Origin of the sequence: Prevotella sp. P4-119, assembly GCF_002251345.1 — a bacterium.
Lineage (GTDB): Bacteria > Bacteroidota > Bacteroidia > Bacteroidales > Bacteroidaceae > Prevotella.
Window position 1 is genome coordinate 69,459 of the sequence record NZ_NPJB01000023.1, and the last position, 16,617, is coordinate 86,075.

13 protein-coding genes and 1 tRNA gene are annotated in these 16,617 nt (G+C 45.9%); 2 read left to right on the plus strand and 12 right to left on the minus strand.

Annotated elements, in window-relative coordinates; genetic code table 11:
- Positions 1-78: 78 nt before the first annotated feature.
- The gene (locus CIK89_RS02450) at positions 79-1,233 is read right to left on the minus strand and encodes an N-acetyltransferase (protein ID WP_094389849.1); all 1,155 of its coding nucleotides are present in this window, start codon (positions 1,231-1,233) and stop codon (positions 79-81) included.
- 29 nt (positions 1,234-1,262) lie between these two features.
- A tRNA-Arg gene (locus tag CIK89_RS02455) sits at positions 1,263-1,334 on the minus strand.
- A 94-nt stretch (positions 1,335-1,428) separates the two neighbouring features.
- On the opposite strand from CIK89_RS02455, the gene CIK89_RS02460 reads away from it, so the two are divergent.
- The gene (locus tag CIK89_RS02460; RefSeq protein ID WP_094389850.1) at positions 1,429-1,893 is read left to right on the plus strand and encodes a MaoC family dehydratase; all 465 of its coding nucleotides are present in this window, start codon (positions 1,429-1,431) and stop codon (positions 1,891-1,893) included.
- 212 nt (positions 1,894-2,105) lie between these two features.
- On the opposite strand, the gene secDF is transcribed toward CIK89_RS02460, so the two are convergent.
- The 3 genes from secDF to CIK89_RS02475 all read right to left on the minus strand — a co-directional run bounded on the left by secDF (position 2,106) and on the right by CIK89_RS02475 (position 7,246).
- The gene (gene secDF, locus CIK89_RS02465; RefSeq protein WP_094389851.1) at positions 2,106-5,135 is read right to left on the minus strand and encodes a protein translocase subunit SecDF; all 3,030 of its coding nucleotides are present in this window, start codon (positions 5,133-5,135) and stop codon (positions 2,106-2,108) included.
- A gap of 105 nt (positions 5,136-5,240) precedes the next feature.
- Positions 5,241-6,335, minus strand: a complete 1,095-nt coding sequence (locus CIK89_RS02470; RefSeq protein WP_094389852.1) for an endonuclease/exonuclease/phosphatase family protein — start codon at positions 6,333-6,335, stop codon at positions 5,241-5,243.
- A complete protein-coding gene (locus tag CIK89_RS02475; protein ID WP_094389853.1) occupies positions 6,332-7,246 on the minus strand; it encodes a rhomboid family intramembrane serine protease in 915 nt (304 codons plus the stop codon). The genes CIK89_RS02470 and CIK89_RS02475 overlap by 4 nt, the downstream gene beginning before the upstream one ends.
- A gap of 235 nt (positions 7,247-7,481) precedes the next feature.
- Here CIK89_RS02475 and CIK89_RS02480 point away from each other — a divergent pair, with 235 nt between their 5' ends.
- Positions 7,482-7,757, plus strand: coding sequence for an HU family DNA-binding protein (locus CIK89_RS02480; protein ID WP_094389854.1), 276 nt, complete (start codon positions 7,482-7,484; stop codon positions 7,755-7,757).
- A 104-nt stretch (positions 7,758-7,861) separates the two neighbouring features.
- Here the strand turns inward: CIK89_RS02480 and CIK89_RS02485 are convergent, their stop codons facing one another.
- The 7 genes from CIK89_RS02485 to CIK89_RS02515 form a co-directional block, all read right to left on the minus strand.
- Positions 7,862-8,656: a gluconate 5-dehydrogenase gene (locus CIK89_RS02485; RefSeq protein WP_094389855.1), complete on the minus strand. Its 795-nt coding sequence runs from the start codon at positions 8,654-8,656 to the stop codon at positions 7,862-7,864.
- Between the two features lie 11 nt (positions 8,657-8,667).
- On the minus strand, positions 8,668-9,510 hold the full coding sequence (kduI, locus tag CIK89_RS02490; protein WP_094389856.1) for a 5-dehydro-4-deoxy-D-glucuronate isomerase: 843 nt from the start codon (positions 9,508-9,510) through the stop codon (positions 8,668-8,670).
- Positions 9,511-9,825: 315 nt separating this feature from the next.
- Positions 9,826-10,452 carry an O-methyltransferase gene (locus CIK89_RS02495; RefSeq protein WP_094389857.1) on the minus strand — a complete coding sequence of 209 codons (627 nt, stop codon included), beginning with the start codon at positions 10,450-10,452 and terminating at the stop codon, positions 9,826-9,828.
- On the minus strand, positions 10,449-10,865 hold the full coding sequence (gene aroQ / locus CIK89_RS02500) for a type II 3-dehydroquinate dehydratase (RefSeq protein WP_094389881.1): 417 nt from the start codon (positions 10,863-10,865) through the stop codon (positions 10,449-10,451). The genes CIK89_RS02495 and aroQ overlap by 4 nt, the downstream gene beginning before the upstream one ends.
- A 120-nt stretch (positions 10,866-10,985) precedes the next feature.
- Positions 10,986-12,884 carry a HAMP domain-containing sensor histidine kinase gene (locus CIK89_RS02505; RefSeq protein ID WP_144007331.1) on the minus strand — a complete coding sequence of 633 codons (1,899 nt, stop codon included), beginning with the start codon at positions 12,882-12,884 and terminating at the stop codon, positions 10,986-10,988.
- A gap of 973 nt (positions 12,885-13,857) precedes the next feature.
- Complete coding sequence (locus CIK89_RS02510) at positions 13,858-14,859, minus strand: TlpA disulfide reductase family protein (RefSeq protein WP_094389859.1); 1,002 nt, start codon at positions 14,857-14,859, stop codon at positions 13,858-13,860.
- 3 nt (positions 14,860-14,862) lie between these two features.
- Positions 14,863-16,545, minus strand: coding sequence for a lipopolysaccharide assembly protein LapB (locus CIK89_RS02515; protein WP_094389860.1), 1,683 nt, complete (start codon positions 16,543-16,545; stop codon positions 14,863-14,865).
- Positions 16,546-16,617: the final 72 nt, after the last annotated feature.

The window sequence follows — 16,617 nt, forward strand, 5'->3', positions numbered from 1 at the left end:
CAATAAGTTACAAAACACAAATGGGAAACTTTTGAAAAAGTCCCCATTTGTAAGTTTTCTAAAAAGAAAACCCTATACTTATACAAGTTGTTTACGATAGCAACGATGCCTACGGTGCTGTCTGGCATCAAGATACTGCCATTGGCTGCGCACATTCTCATTGGTTTCCATCTGTGGCATAGCCTCTGCCCACTTGAAGCCATAGCGTTGAATCTGCTGAATGAGGTCGTCAAAAATGAGCGAATTGGCACCCTTGGCACGATATTCTGGTAGCACGCCGATAAGCAAAAGGTCGGCAGTATCCGTCTTATGCCACTTCAATGCACGCAAAAGATGCCACCAACCGAATGGTAACATACGCCCATCACGCGTTTGGCGAAGTGCTTTAGTAAACGAAGGGAAAGCTATTCCGAATCCTATCATTCGATGATCAGGAGTGTTCCAATCCTCAATACTGGTCACCAATTTCAAGTCCGCAATCTTAATATACTGTTCCACAAGCTGGTCAATCTGCTTCTCTGAGAGTTGGCTGTAACCATAAAGGTCCTTGTAAGTGGCATTGATAATATCAAATACTTCACGTCCTTTACCTCCTTCAACAAGTTCCTTTCTTGTAAATTTATGTATTTGAAGATTGTAGCGCTTGCGTATCATCTGGGCAATTTTATGGAATTTCTCAGGCACCACTTCAGGCACTTTCACCCGATATTCCATATAGTCATTGTCTTTGACAAATCCTTCCAACTGCTCCATATGTTTTATATAATAAGGGTAGTTGTAGTTGATATACATCGTGGCATCTTCATCGAATCCTTCAATCAGCATACCTTCACGATCCATATCAGTAAATCCGAGTGGCCCAGCTATTTCATTCATGCCTTTCTGGCGTCCCCACTGCATGACAGCATCCATCAGTGCACGGCTCACGCAAGCATCATCGATGAAGTCGAACCATCCGAAACGCACCTCCTTGCGGTTCCATCGCTCATTAGCCCGATGGTTGATGATGGCTGCAACGCGTCCCACAACCTTCCCGTCTCGCATAGCAAGATAGTATTCCGCCTCGCAACATTCGAACGCCGTATTACAGTCATGTCGCAAAGTATTCATCTCTTCGGAATAAAGAAACGGAACAGCCTGCTTACACTCACGATACATCTCGTAGTAAAACTGCACAAACTGTTTCAATTCCTGACGTGTGGTTACTTTCTTTATTTCTATATTAGTCATCATCGCCTTATGCTTAGTAGTAGATTCGATAGTACCCCGACCGAGAATCGAACTCGGAACTAAGCTTTAGGAGAGCCTTGTTATATCCATTTAACTATCAGGGCAGCCGAAATGCGACCACAAAGGTACGAAATATAATTGTAATATGATTATTTTTGAGTACCTTTGTAGCATATTTCTAATACAAATATTGATATTATGGGAAAATTAGTCATCAACTCGTATGACGAGTTTGCCGCCCATCTGGGCGAGGAATTAGGTGCTTCCGATTGGTTGCAAGTAGATCAAGATCGCATCAATCTCTTTGCTGATGCTACACTCGACCACCAGTGGATACACGTGGACGTAAAGCGCGCAAAAGAGGAGAGTCCTTACAAGAGCACCATTGCTCATGGTTACTTGACGTTAAGTCTGTTGCCATACATGTGGGATCAGATTATTGAAGTCAACAATATCAAGATGTTGGTCAACTACGGCATGACTGACATGCGCTTCGGCCAACCTGTTATCACCGGCAGTCGCGTGCGCCTTGTCACTACTCTTCATGCTATTCAAAACCTTCGCGGTATCTGTAAGGCTGAAATTAAGTTCAAGATTGAAATTGAGGGACAACGCAAACCAGCCCTTGAGGGTATTGCTGCCTTCCTTTATTATTTCGAGTAAAGTTCTCTATCAACTGCGGAAAGAAACCGCACTATCCCATACATCAGACGTACTCACTCTATTCGAGTGACGTTCTCGACAAAGACGGTTGTAGTGGTTTCGAAACTAAGATATCAGTTCTCGTTCGACCTTCTTTCCTATTGATGAATTGAAAAAGCGAGCCCGTTTCCATGTGGAAGCGGGCTCGCTATATATATTAATAAGGTGTATCCTTATGCTTTTGCTTCTCCGGCATTATCTTCACGGATAGTCTTACCCATTACAAGGAATGCAGTAGGAGCAGCTATGAAGATAGACGATAGCGTTCCGAAGATTACACCCAGCAACATTGCGAATGAGAATGAACGGATACTGTCGCCTCCGAGAACGAAGATACACAGCAATACGATCAATGTAGTCACAGAGGTGTTGATGGTACGGGCCAGTGTCTGGTTGAGCGAACCATTAAACAATGACTGCAAATCGCGCTTTGCATAGAGGCTGTGGTTCTCACGTACACGGTCGAATACCACCACCTTATCGTTGATAGAGTAACCGATAACGGTCAGGATAGCACCGATGAAGGTTTGGTCAATCTCCAACGACATGGGGAGAATGCCCCAGCATACCGAGTACATTCCTATAACGATAAGGGCATCGAGTGCCAATGCTACAGTAGCACCTACAGAGTAAGCGAGGTTGCGGAAACGCAGCAATATGTAGAGGAAGATGGCAATCAATGCGATGAATACGGAGATGATAGCACCGTGAGTAATATCCTTAGCAACAGAAGGACCAACCTTTGATGAGCTAATGATAGAACCACCCTTGCGGATATCCGGGTTCTTAAAGTCTTCAACGCTCTCCTGACTAACCAGTCCAGCCTTCTTCAATGAGTTATAAAGAATAGTTTCAGCCTTGTCGTCCACCTGAGGATTGTTTGATTCGATATCCCAGTTGGTAGAAACACGAACTGTCTTTCCATCAGTACCGAGTGCGATAACGCTGGTGTTTGCCTCTTTGCCTGCGTTCTCACCAACGGTGTTGACGAATGCGCCAGCCAATGTAGTGCGTACCTGCTCAACAGGTACAGACTTGTCGAGTGTTACCACGTAGTTTCGACCACCGGTGAAGTCGATACTCTTGCTAAGTCCGCGAACAGCGAAGCTTATGCAGAACAGAACTGCCACAACAGCCCAGATGGTGAATGACTTCTTATATGCACCCATGAAGTTGAACTTGGTATTCTGCATCATGTTGCGTGAATAAGCGGTGGTAAAAGTGAGATTCTGCCACTTATCCTTCTTCATCTTGCCGTCATAAACCAGACGTGTCATGAATACAGCGGTGAAGAATGATACACAGATACCGATGATCAAAGTAGTAGCGAAGCCTCTGATAGGACCTGTTCCGAATACGTAGAGGATGATACCAGTAATCAACGAAGTGAAGTTAGAGTCGAAGATGGCCGAGAAGGCATTCGAGTAACCGAGGTTGAGTGCTTCTTTCACGGTATGTCCCTTGCGGAGTTCTTCCTTCGTACGCTCATAGATAAGCACGTTGGCATCCACTGCAGTACCCAATGTGAGCACGATACCGGCAATACCCGGCATGGTCAGGGCAGCTTGGAATGACGTCAAGATACCAAGTGTGAAGAAGAGGTTGAAGAGCAATGCAATATTTGCGAGCATTCCAGGAATGAATCCATAGAGCATTACCATATAAATCATCAGCAGTACGAAAGCTACAACGAATGAGATAGCGCCCTGCTGAATAGACTGTGCACCGAGTGAAGGACCTACAACCTCTTCCTGTACGATACGTGTAGGAGCAGGCATTTTACCTGAGTTGAGGGTGTTGGCAAGGTCTTTAGTATCTTCAATAGTGAAGTTACCAGTGATAGAAGAGTTACCACCGTCAATCTGTGTAAGGATACGCGGTGCGCTATATACGGCATCGTCAAGTACGATGGCAACAGCACGACCGATATTCTGCTTGGTAATCTGTGACCAGCGGCGTGCACCGTCAGAGTTCATCTGCATAGAAACTGATGGGTGCCCCATCTGGTCGAACTCATCTTTAGCCCCGGTGATAACGTCACCTTCCAGTGGAGCGCGTCCGTTTGGCTCAGTCACTTTCAATGCGTAGAGAGCGAAGATATCACCACGAGTATTCTGTCCACCAAAGTCTTCAGCTTTAGCACCCCAACGGAGTTTGCACTCAGCAGGCAACACTTGGTTGGCAATATCAGAATAGATAATCTTGTTGACCTCTGCAGTATCGCGTGCATTAGCGTAACCTACGATGGCAAGACCATCACCCTGCATGGGCTGGAGTACAGAGAAGAGTGGGTTCTGCTTCTTTGCAGCAGCAATAGCCTTTGCTTCTTCTTTGCTTGCATTAGCTTTTCCAGCATTGAGCTTTGCAGCCAAATCGTTGGTTGCGGCCTTTGCATTTGCAGTAGTATCAGTAGCTGTTGTGTCGGCTTCTGCCTCAGCAGCACCACCTGTTACGGCATATTTCTGATTGAGCTGGCTCAGCAATGGTACGATTTCCTTGGTGTTGTAGGTCTCCCAGAACTCCAAGTTTGCACTACCTTGCAACAATTTGCGCACGCGCTCTGGCTCTTTGATACCAGGCATTTCAACCATGATTCGTCCGCTTTGTCCTTCCAGTTTCTGGATGTTAGGCTGTACCACGCCGAATTTATCGATACGGTTGCGTACCACATTGAATGAGTTGTCCACAGCAGACTGCACTTCAGTGCGCAGTGCGCGTTCAACTTCAGCATCGCTGCTGCTGGTGCTCACTTTGCCTTTCATCTGCTGTGTAGCAAAGATGGCTGCGAGTGGACGACCGTTTCCTTCTTTTTTCCAATGTTTCACGAAGAGTGTTATGAAGTCTTCCTGACTTGTTTCCTCTTCTTTTTTAGCTTCTTCCATGGCCTTTTTGTAGGCAACGTCTGTCTTGTGGTCAGCGAGTACGTCAACAACGTCTGGCACTGAAACCTCAAGAATCACGTTCATACCGCCCTTCAAGTCAAGTCCGAGGCCGATTTCCATTTCGCGGCACTGCTTGAAAGAGTAGATTCCGCAGTACACTTTCTCGTTCATGATAGAGTCGAGATACTCCTGGCCTTTCTCTTCAGTCATGGCCGCTGCCTTATTCTCGTGGTAGCGTGTCACGAAGGAGAAGGAGAGGTAGAAGATACACACGAGTATCAGAACCAGTGCGATGAATTTTACGATTCCTTTGTTTTGCATTTTTTTATTGTTTTATTTTATTTTGTATATTTTTTCCCAAATAGTTTGCAAATATACTTATTTTTCTTCACTTAGCGAAATTTCTCGCTGAAAAACGTGTATTTTTCAAGGTTTTCCGTTGATTTTAAGCCAACAGACTATGGGATAATGGTCGCTGGCATCTATTTTATTGTCTATCTTGCAGTTGTATGGTTGTATATCGTTGGAACAGAAAATGTGGTCTATGCGGAAGTAAAATCCTTTTTGATTGTACGACCATCCGAGTCCTTTTCCTGTTGTGGTGAAGCAGTCTTTGAGTACTGTAGATACTTTGTGGCGCGAGTAGGAAATGGGGTTGTCGTTGAAGTCTCCGCAGAGTATGATAGGATACTGCTTATGTTCTTCCACGTATTGACATACTGCATCAATCTGCGGAGCACGCCTTGCCGATGATTCCGCCAGTGTGATGAGCAGTTTTTTTGATTCATGTTTGGCCTCTTGTCCCTTGATATTGCCTTTAATGATGTTCTGGTAGTTATGTCGGTCTTCTGTTGAGAGGTGTGTTCCTTCGAAGTGGTTATTGATTACCAATAGTGTATCGTTTCCCACTTGCAGATACCAAGCCACACTACCATTGGCCTCTGAGCGATAGTTGATTCGTTCTTTTCGTATGATGGGAAACTTGGTATGTATGCCAACTCCATTGATGGCAGGTCCTGGATTGAAGTGGACAGTATCGTTATAGGCAAATGTCTTCTGAAATTCTTTAAATGCATATCTTCTCCACGTATCCACATCTTCTTGCAGACAGACGATATCTGGCTGTTCATCATGCAGATATTGGCACACGGTCCCAAATCCATCTTCATATTTATAGTTGCCCCCATAGGTGCATACGTTATATGAAATGAGCTTTATTGCGCCTTCATCAGGATCTGTAAATTGCATATTGAGTGGCATATAGGTGCTGATGGGAATATATGTTGCAACATATCCGAGGATAGGAATCCACACCATTCTCCACTTGAATGTGAGCCAGAAGAAGAGGAAACACAAGTTGATGAGTAGCAAGATAGGGAATGTCATTCCAACGCACGACAATACCGGATGGTCGGCAGGATTGAGTCTATCAGAGAATCCCACGGCCAGCATGATGAGTACCAGCGCCATATTGGCGCCTGCTACCATCGTTATAGTGAACTGTTTGAGTCGCTTAATCAATTTCTATTGCTTTGTTCAAACAGTTTCTTCTTTTCCTCTTTAGTCAGACTGTCATATCCGCTTTTTCTGATTTTGTCGAGTATAGCGTCTATTTCTGCCTGCCGTGCGCTGTCTTCTTCCTTTTCTTTATGTTCCTCCCAACGTGGTGTTTCGGTAGAAGGCTGATAGTGGAAGGTGTTGCGGCGCTTATTCTCATATTGTTTCTTCATCTGTTGGAAGAAACCGTTTTGGCCATTACATCTCTGTTCAATGTTCGGATGTTTCCGCCAGTAGCGTATGAGCAGAAATCCGAAGAGCATACCACCAAGATGTGCCATGTGTGCTATTCCGTCGCCCGGAGTATTCAATGCCGACCACACTTCTATCACGATATATCCCCCGATGAGCCATTTTGCCTTGATGGGGAATGGGAATGGAATGATAAACATTCTCTCGTTGGGGAATGTCATACCGAATGCCAACAGAATGGCATAGACGGCTCCCGACGCTCCTACTGTGGTCCACAGATTAAGGTACGCTTCGGTTGTAATTCTTCCTGACGATGTCATTACGAAATCGTATGCCGCAAGGTTTTCGTTGGCATAGTTGATGTATTGCACACCTTCCTGTATGATACCTGCTCCTATTCCACATACAAGATAGTAGATAAGGAATCGTTTTGGTCCCCAAACTCGTTCCATAACGGTTCCAAACATCCATACTGCAAACATGTTGAAGAATAGATGCATGAACGAACCGTGCATAAACAAGTATGTAACGAGTTGGTAGAACGAAAAGTCTTTGGCCATGAAGAAATGCAAACCGAATGTTGCTGTGAGATCGAGGCCTTGTTTTTCAAACACCCATGTGGCAAAGAATGCCAGTACATTGATGATGAGCAGGTTCTTTGTAATACTTGGTATATTATTCATCGTGTTGTTCCTTCGTTTTATTATATGTAAGCTCTTGTTATTTCTTTTCGGTCGCAAAATTACTAAAAATCTTGCTGTTTCGGCATGAAAAGTGCCTTGTAAGCGGTTTTTTTTAGTAAAAAACTCACTTTTTTTGATTTTTTGTTTGTTTTTTGAATACTTTCCCCTATATTTGCCAAGAAATTAAATAAGAACCGACAAAAACTATTAATAATTTATCAAAAAAATCAGAATTATGAACAAGACAGAATTGATTGACAAGATTGCAGCCGAGGCAGGATTGACAAAGGCTGACTCTAAGAAAGCCCTTGAGGCCACCGTATCCGTAATTAAGGCCGCTCTCGCCGCAGGTGATAAAGTTCAGCTCGTAGGTTTCGGTACTTTCGCCGTTGCTGAGAAGCCCGCTCGCGAGGGTATCAACCCCCGTTCAGGTGAGAAGATCACCATCGCTGCAAAGAAGGTTGCCAAGTTCAAGGCTGGTGCTGAGTTTGCAGAGGCTATCAACAAGTAATCTGTGTCTTTAGACCCAACAAAGAATAGGGGACTCCGTTTTGGAGTCCCCATTCTTTTTTCAGTCTGTTTCCTTTTTGGGCTGATAAGTATCAGTTTCTGACATCAGGGCTGTTTTCCGATATATGCCAGAATACCTCCATCCACATAGAGAATATGTCCGTTGACAGCATTTGATGCGTCTGAAGCGAGGAAGACAGCAGGTCCCATGAGTTCTTCAGGTTCGAGCCAGCGTCCTGCAGGTGTTTTGGCGCAGATAAAGCTGTCGAATGGATGGCGGCTACCGTCTGCCTGACGTTCGCGCAAGGGTGCGGTTTGTGGTGTTGCGATATATCCTGGACCGAGTCCGTTACACTGGATATTGTATTCACCAAACTCCGAGCAGATGTTGCGTGTGAGCATTTTCAGTCCGCCCTTAGCCGCTGCGTATGCCGAAACGGTTTCTCTTCCGAGTTCCGACATCATAGAACAGATATTGATAATCTTACCATGTCCCTTCTTAATCATGCCTGGCAATACTGCTTTTGATACGATGAAAGGAGCGTTGAGGTCGATGTCAATCACCTGTCGGAAGTCTTCTACCGACATTTCTGTCATGGGGATTCGCTTGATGATTCCAGCGTTGTTGACGAGAATATCGATAACGCCCAACTTCTTTTCGATGTCGCTAACCATAGCTTTCACCTGCTCTTCATCGGTCACGTCACAGATGTATCCGTGAGCCTCAATACCCTTAGCCTTATAGTCGGCAAGAGCTTTATCAAGGTGTTCCTGCTTGCGGCAGTTGAAAGCAATTTTTGCACCAGCCTTAGCATAGGCTTCCGCGATAGAAAATCCGATACCATAGGCAGCACCGGTAACGAGGGCTACTTTGCCCTCCAATGAAAATAGATTTGTCATATACTTATGTTTTATTTCAGATCAGTAATGAGTGAGAAGTCTTGGTCACCATAGTCGAGGTTTTCGCCGCCCATACCCCAGATGAAAGTATAGTTGTGTGTGGCAGCAGCCGAGTGTATGCTCCATTCTGGCGAGAGCACAGCTTGGTCGCCTTTCATCCAGAGGTGGCGTGTCTCTTCCACTTCGCCCATGAAGTGGCAAACGGCCTGATCTTCGGGAATCTCAAAGTAGAAGTATGCTTCCATACGTCTTGAGTGCACGTGAGCAGGCATGGTATTCCATACAGAACCGGGTGCGAGTTCGGTCATACCCATTTGCAGTTGACAAGTAGGCAGCACTTGATTGACGAGCATCTTATTGATATCGCGCTCGTTAGAAGTTTCGAGTGCACCCATGTGAGCCACTACCGCATCCTTTTTAGTTACTTTCTTGCAAGGATATTGCTTGTGTGCGGTAGTAGAGTTGAAGTAGAATTTCGCAGGCTGCTTAGCATCTTTCGATTCAAACACCACGTCACGGTCGCCACTTCCGATGTAGAGTGCCTCCTTATAGTCGAGTTCAAAAGTTTCGTCGCCCACCTTTACGATTCCGGCTCCACCCACGTTAAAGATACCCACTTCACGTCGTGTAGTGAAAAAAGGAGCTTTCAGCGGATCGATGGCTTCGAGTTTTAGTGGCTCGTTGACAGGCATTGCTCCACCTACGACCATGCGATCATACATAGAATAAACCATATTCACCTCGTCTTGGGCGAATACTTTTTCAATTAGGAAATCGCGTCGGATTCGTTTAGTGTCATAGCTTTTTGCATCTTCGGGATGCGCTGCATAACGAATTTCATAATTTGTTTTCATAAGTGTGATGATTTGTTCTAGTTAAATTCGTACTGCAAAGGTACGATTAAGTGAGCAGAATACAAAAAGAAAAATTAAATTTATTTTTTATTCTCGAACGACAGTACCTAAGACCGTAAGGTCAAAGGTACGATTAAGTGAGCAGAATACAAAAAGAAAAATTAAATTTCTTTTTTATTCTCGAACGACAGTACCTAAGACCGTAAGGTCAAAGGTACGATTAAGTGAGCAGAATACAAAAAGGTTGCCGTTTCTGCCTCTTTCTACAGAGTTGTGGCGAAAGGACGAAACCGCAGGCAAGCCTGTGTTCGCCGCCTATAGTTTGCGAATCAGGGTCAGTCCGTCGCGCAGCGGGAGGATGACACGCTCCACACGGGAGTCCTGTCTGACATAGTCGTTGAAAGAGACGATGCCTTGGGTTTGCTGGTCTTTCCCGTAGGAAGGATCCACCACATGACCGTCCCACAGGGTGTTATCGGCAAGGATAAAGCCACCCTTGCGCACCACCGAGAGTGCCATTTCGTAGGTTTCGCGATATGTGCGCTTGTCGCCATCTATGAAAGCAAGGTCGAAGCTGACGCCGAGTCGGGGCGCTTCGGTAATGGCATCGCCAATGAGAAAGGTGATGCGGTCAGCCCATGGCGACTGTTCTATCCACGGACGGGTGAAGTCCTCTTGCTCGTCGTTGATTTCGAAAGTGTAGAGATGTCCGCCATCTTCCAGTCCTTCAGCCATTGACAAGGCGCTATAGCCACTAAACGTACCCACCTCAAGCACATTCTTGGGGCGTATCATGCCGACCAACATTTTCAGCAGTCTGCCCTGGAGGTGACCCGATGCCATGCGTCCATGGAGCAGATGGATATTGGTAGCACGCCAAAGCTTATAGAGATAGTCGGGCTCTGGGTCTGAATGGGTCAGTATATAGTTGTCGAGCGTCATCCGATGAGTGCTTCAATAGCCAGACGGTAGGAGTCGAGTCCGAAACCACAGATCACTCCGCGACAGGCTGGCGAGAGATAGGAATGGTGGCGGAATGGTTCGCGCTGATGCACATTGGAGATATGTACCTCTATCACTGGACTTTTCAGCGACCTGATGCAATCGTGCAGCGCTATAGAAGTGTGGGTGTATGCACCGGCGTTGAGCACGATGCCATCTACCGTAAATCCATCTTGCTGCATGCGGTTGATGAGTTCTCCCTCTACATTGCTCTGATAGTAGTCTATCTCCACATCGGGATAACGCTGCCGCAGCGTAGGCAGATAACTTTCAAACGACGAGGTGCCGTAGATGCCTGGTTCGCGCTGTCCGAGCAGATTAAGGTTGGGACCGTTCACAATAAGTATTTTCATCTGTTTCATCTTTTTTTGCGTGGTGCAAAGATACAACATTTTTTCAAATCCAGCCCCATTATCGCGATAAAATCGCACGATACCTGGCGGCACCATGTCTCATAGAACAGAAACCTTCGATTACTTGCTCTTAAGCGGAGAACTTTCGCTCATTTCTATGAGGAATGCCCATTTGCCGTCGGTAAGTTTCTGCAGCGTGATAGTGCCACCCATGGCTTCCATGATTTTGTGGCACAGGGGCAGTTCGAGATTGCTTCGGTCGCTCTGTGCATAGGGCTGCCTGTCGTTGAAGGCATCAAACAGTTCGGTTTTGTCTTTATCTTGGAAGTTGGCATGTGCCATCACCCAGATTTTCACCTGCTTGCCATCGCCCTCACATTTCACTTCCACCTGCCCTTCGGTCTTACGACAGTCGGCATTGAGTATGGCGTATGTCAGTACTTGCGAAAGACGCTTGGGATCAGCATAGACATAATGCTCCCGTCCGGCAGGTATCAGCGTAAACTCAAGGTTGTTACACTGCTCTTGTGTTTCGTGGATATCTGACAGTGTTGTTTCCACATTGACATTGGCTCTATACAACTGGAAGTCGTTCAGACCAGCCTTTCCGAGGTCGATGATGTCGTCGAAGAGGTTGATGAGCTGCGTTTTGTTGTTGGCTATGATTTTCATCATCCTGCGCTCGTCTTCGCTCAGATGGTTCGTATCAATCATGTCGATAGACATCTGGATGACATGGAGCGGATTGCGGATGAGTTTGCCCATATTGGCTATGAAGCGGGTCTTGCCGGCTTCGTTCTCTTTGGTAAGGACAAGCAGTTCTTTGGTTTTCTTCTTGAGTTTGCGTTCAACGACAGCTATGGTGAATAACACTATCAGGAAGAATGCCATAATGATGAGGCCAATAATGACATACACCTTGTTGCGCTCTAAGAAACTCACGGGTTTGCCGTAGTAAACGGCATCAGCGGGATAGAGTTCTTCGGGTATGCCGTAGGCTTTCAGCGTGTTGTAATTGAGGTATCTTTTGGCATTGTCGAGCTGTATCAGAGGAATATCTTTGGGTTGTGTGCCGTTCTCTATCTTCGAAAGCACTTCTTGCAACTTCTCTATGAATTCGTCGGAAGTGGGATATACGCCTCCTGCCAATGCGCCATCTCTGATGCCCAAATCGTAAAGTCCGAAAGCGGCATCGCCAGTCAACTGGCCCACAATCTGTCGCATGGCATTGTCGGGATATAATGCACGGGTGGCATTCTGGTTCTGACTGATCCACGAATCGAAGATTACTGTTGTGTTTTTGGGCAGTGTCATCAGTCGGTTTTGCAACTCGGCAGTAGTCATCTGCCTATTGTTGAGGTCGATGAAATTGATGTCGGGATGGTATTGCTCCAACACTTTTCGCGTTTTATATCTTGAAAGATAGCCTATCTGCCATGAATTAGTGACAAGGGCAAGATTCTTGGTATTCGGTTTGAGTTGTAAAGCCAATTCAATGGTCTCGTGTATAGAATAGGGATCGGTGATGAGTGCGGCATTGAAGCCGCGACGCGACTCTTCCAGTGGTATCTTCATACTTTCCACACACTCCTTACCACTGTTATAGTCCTTGGCACTGAAGGTGTATTCGCCAGAGAAAACAGCAACGCAAGGCACCTCTTTCCATGCGCCTTTCATAAATGTGCGATACATAATCCATGCTTCCTCACCTATCAGAATGACTATTTCCTTGCCTGTGGCATCATTGGTGTTCATGATAGATTCGGCTTTTTCCCGCATCAATACGCTGTCGCGCTGGGCTACAAGGTCAAGAAATTCCACTTCTACCGTCAACCGTCTGTTGACTGCATAACGTGAAACTACGGCACTGGCGAGGTTTTCCGCCCATGCATATCCCTGGAAATAAGAACTCAATACGAGCACTTCTTTCTTGCTTTGCGCCTCTTCTGACTGTGCTTGAACACTGGATATGGTTATGATTGACAGAAAAAATATAAACGCTATCGTTCTTTTCAGCATACTCATGTGGTGTATTATCATTTCCTATTTACTATCATTGGTTTAATTTTCTGCAAAGATACAACAATTTTTCAATTTTTAGAACTACAATGGTGATAAAATTACAGAGTAAATTGCAAAAGAAATATAATTGTCGCTCAGCAATAAAATGGATTGTTTTTTTGATAACGTTTTGGCAAGGAGTTTTAGATGCTTGGCAAAAGTATTGCCCAACGTTTAGCAAGGGTATTGTCTAACATTTGGCAAGAGTATTGTCTAACGATTGAAAAAGGTCTTTTCAACATTTGATAAAGATGTTATCCAACGTTTGATAAAGATGTTATCCAACGTTTGATAAAAGTATTATCCAACGTTTGATAAAGGTGTTATCCAATATTGGATAAAGGTGTTATCCATCGTTGGATAAAAATATTATCAAGGTTTGAAAAAGTGCTGATAAATCTCACTAACCCTATTTATACATTGATATACGTGGGTCGTTTAGCAGTTTCATGGTTATGAGAGATGGAAATCCGGTGGTCGAAGTGTGGTCGAAAACACCTGAAAGAAAAGCATTCGACCACCGCATAACATTCTGTTTCGCTTGATGTTATACCGTCATGGTGGTCGAGTGGTCGATTTTTGCAACATCGCGCGTGCGTAGGCGTACGCGCGTATATAGAGAAAGAGGTTCGTCTGACCATATCAAACGAACCTACCATTTTATATCACTTTCTCTCGCCATGGCAAAATTTAAGCAAGCTTAATTCTGCTCATTGGGCTTAACACAAACGCTCTTATTATCAAACGATGGTTTCTATAAAGTTTATGTTTCTATCATCAATAATTCTCTAAATGAAAGTGTGGCAACCATGGTCAGCAATACAAATAAAATTCTTTTCATAGTCCTATAAATTAAAAAAAGACAACTAATATTACATAGACTGATGAACAATATCCATATTGATTTTTTCACCCAACAATCACATAGTCTTCACTTCAATCTTCTCTCCAATTCCTGTTCCACCTTTTCGGGCTCTAAGTCGCGTGCCACTATACGTCCGCTATTGTCGGCAACAATCATGGCGGGGACTGCGGATATGCCCAACTGGGTTGCCATGGGAGAATGGAACATCTTACCATCGCACACTACGGGCCATGGGATGGAGTCGCGATCTACACGGTGGCGCACGTCTTTGATATTACCATCGAGACAGAGTGTCACCACGGCGAGTTTTGAACCGTAGGTCTTCTGGAGTTTCTGCAAACGGCGCTGTATGTCACCACTCTGATAACTCCATGTTGCCCAGACATTGACCACATTGACCTTACCATTGAGCTGTGCTTTCGATACGGGACGACCTTTAAGATCGGTAGCGGTAAACGAAGGGAGGACAGCACCCTGACGGTTCTTCTTCAGTACATCGAGTTGGCGGCGCAGCGTGAGCAACCGTGCATTGTTGGGTTGCGCCTTCAACATCACTGCTGCCAATTGGGCGGCTTGGTCGAAATCGGCATCTATGGTCAAGACAAAATAGCGATTGAGCAGATAAGTGCTAATGGGCGATTCGGGATGCTTACGGATATAGTCTGCCACCTCTTTACGCTCTTCAGGCGGTGTGAGGCGGTTGAGTTGTGAACGCAGATCGGTGAACTGCTCGTTGATCTTAGACCCTTTCACCGTAATCTCCTTCAGATGGGTGGCGTCGCCTTTGATATTGAGCGAAGTGCCAGGAGTGGCAAACACGGGCAGTTCGCTATAGTTGGGGAAGATGATGATAAAGGTATAGTCGCCCTGCACGGCTTTCTCGTAAGAGAAACGTCCGTCGCGCACCTTGATGGTATCGGTGCCCGTCATGCCTCCATCGGGACTATACACATAGAATTCGCCTTGATTCAGGTTTCTGAGTCGGCCCTCAAGACGGAATTTGTTACCGCTGATGCCACACGAAACGAGAATCAAGACGAACGAAATATATCCAAGAATTTTTCTCATTCTTTATTTGCTAACCTTGCTCAGCTCCAAGTCGTTGGCAGCATACTGAGCCAGTTTGGGATCTTTCTGGATGGCGCTGCGCAGATAAGAAGCTGCTGCGTCGTTGTTGCCCTGACGTGCATTGACAATGGCGTTGAGATAGTCGGTCATAGCGTCGGGATTCTTCACGTTAGCCAGTGTCTGAGTGGCACGGGCGTAGTCTTTATTGAGCAACTGTGCCAGAGCAGCGCTGTTAGAGTTTACACCTGCGAAGTCTTGCTGTGCCAGAGCGTAGTTGCCCTGTGCCAGATGCAGGTTACCCAGAGCCTCTGCCAGATTGTTGGCACCGGCTGCACGTGAGATATAATCCTCTGCGGTCTTAGCATCACCCTGCTGCAGAGCCAGCAGACCCATGTTGGCATTGGCCTCAGCATTCTTAGCATCGAGGGTGCGTGCCATGCTCAGATATTTCTGTGCCTCGGCATTGTTGCCCTTCTGCATAGCCAGTACGGCGAGGTTGTTGTAAGCGCGGCTGTCCTCACGATAGAGGTTGGTTGTGGTTTTGAGAATGTCCTCACGCTGTGCATCGGTATCGGCGATAGATGCTGCATAGAGCAGTTCCTCAACGCTGAGCTTAGAAGCATCTTCTTTATACTGAGCGAAAATCTGATCGTCATCGCGACCGATTGTCTCATAGTTGATGGTCATGCGGGCACGACGCAGTTCGGGCAGAATGCCGTCTGCCAATTCGCGGAAGCCCTGACTCATGTTCTTAATCTGCTGCTCACGCTCCTGTGGGTCCTGATACATAGAGAGAACGCGGAGGATAACATCCTTGTCTTGAATGTTGCTGGCTTTAACCAACTCCTGGAAACCTTCCCAGTCCTGTGCGGTATATTGTGAAGAGAGGTTGGCGTCGATCTTGGCAGCCTTCATCTGTTTCTTCACGTATGACTCGGTGTTCTTCTGACGCTTGTTGGCGAGCTTCTCGTTGAGAGACACACCACCATCGGGCGAAGCATAGGCTGAGATTTCTACATTATTGATATTGAGACCTTCCTGATCCTGTGCAATGCGCTTGAGCAGACTGGTGAACTCCTGTACGGAATTGCTCTTCAACTCGCTCTTGCGAAGTTCAGCCTGCTGGATGAGGAACTTGATAGTAGCATCAAACTTCTGTTCGTTGACACGCTGGAATGCATCCTGCGATGTGCAGGGATTAGCACTGGTAATGGTAGAACGATAGAGTTCGCTGGTGGCAATCACACCTGTTGCAACCTTGACAGCTGGTACTTGCACCTCTTTCTTACCAACGCGTGCGTTGAAGGTGAGATAGAGGTCGCTCTTCTGCATGGCAGGCTGATAAGCGAAATTGGCTTTCATGGTATAGTGGCCGCCTACCTTATAGGAGATGGACTGATCGTTGCCCAACACCTTTTCGCCCTGGAATGTTGCACTCTGTCCCTTAACGGCAGTCTCTACGCCATTGTCGGTGAAGCGCAGTTCCGGTGTTACGGTAACCACAGCTTTCTTGGCCATATACTTCTCAGGGAACATACCATTGATTGTTGCAGGTACCTGACCCGACTCGGCAACCAACGGATTGGGTACTACCTTGAAGTTGTCGGCAGACAATTCTCCAAGCTTTCCACCACACGATGTCAGTGCGGCAACTGCCACTGCTGACAGAAATACTAATTTCTTCATTATTCTATCTGTTTTTTACCTGTTTTTTTAAGATATTGCAAAGATAGTCACTTATTCTGTAAAAGACCGAAT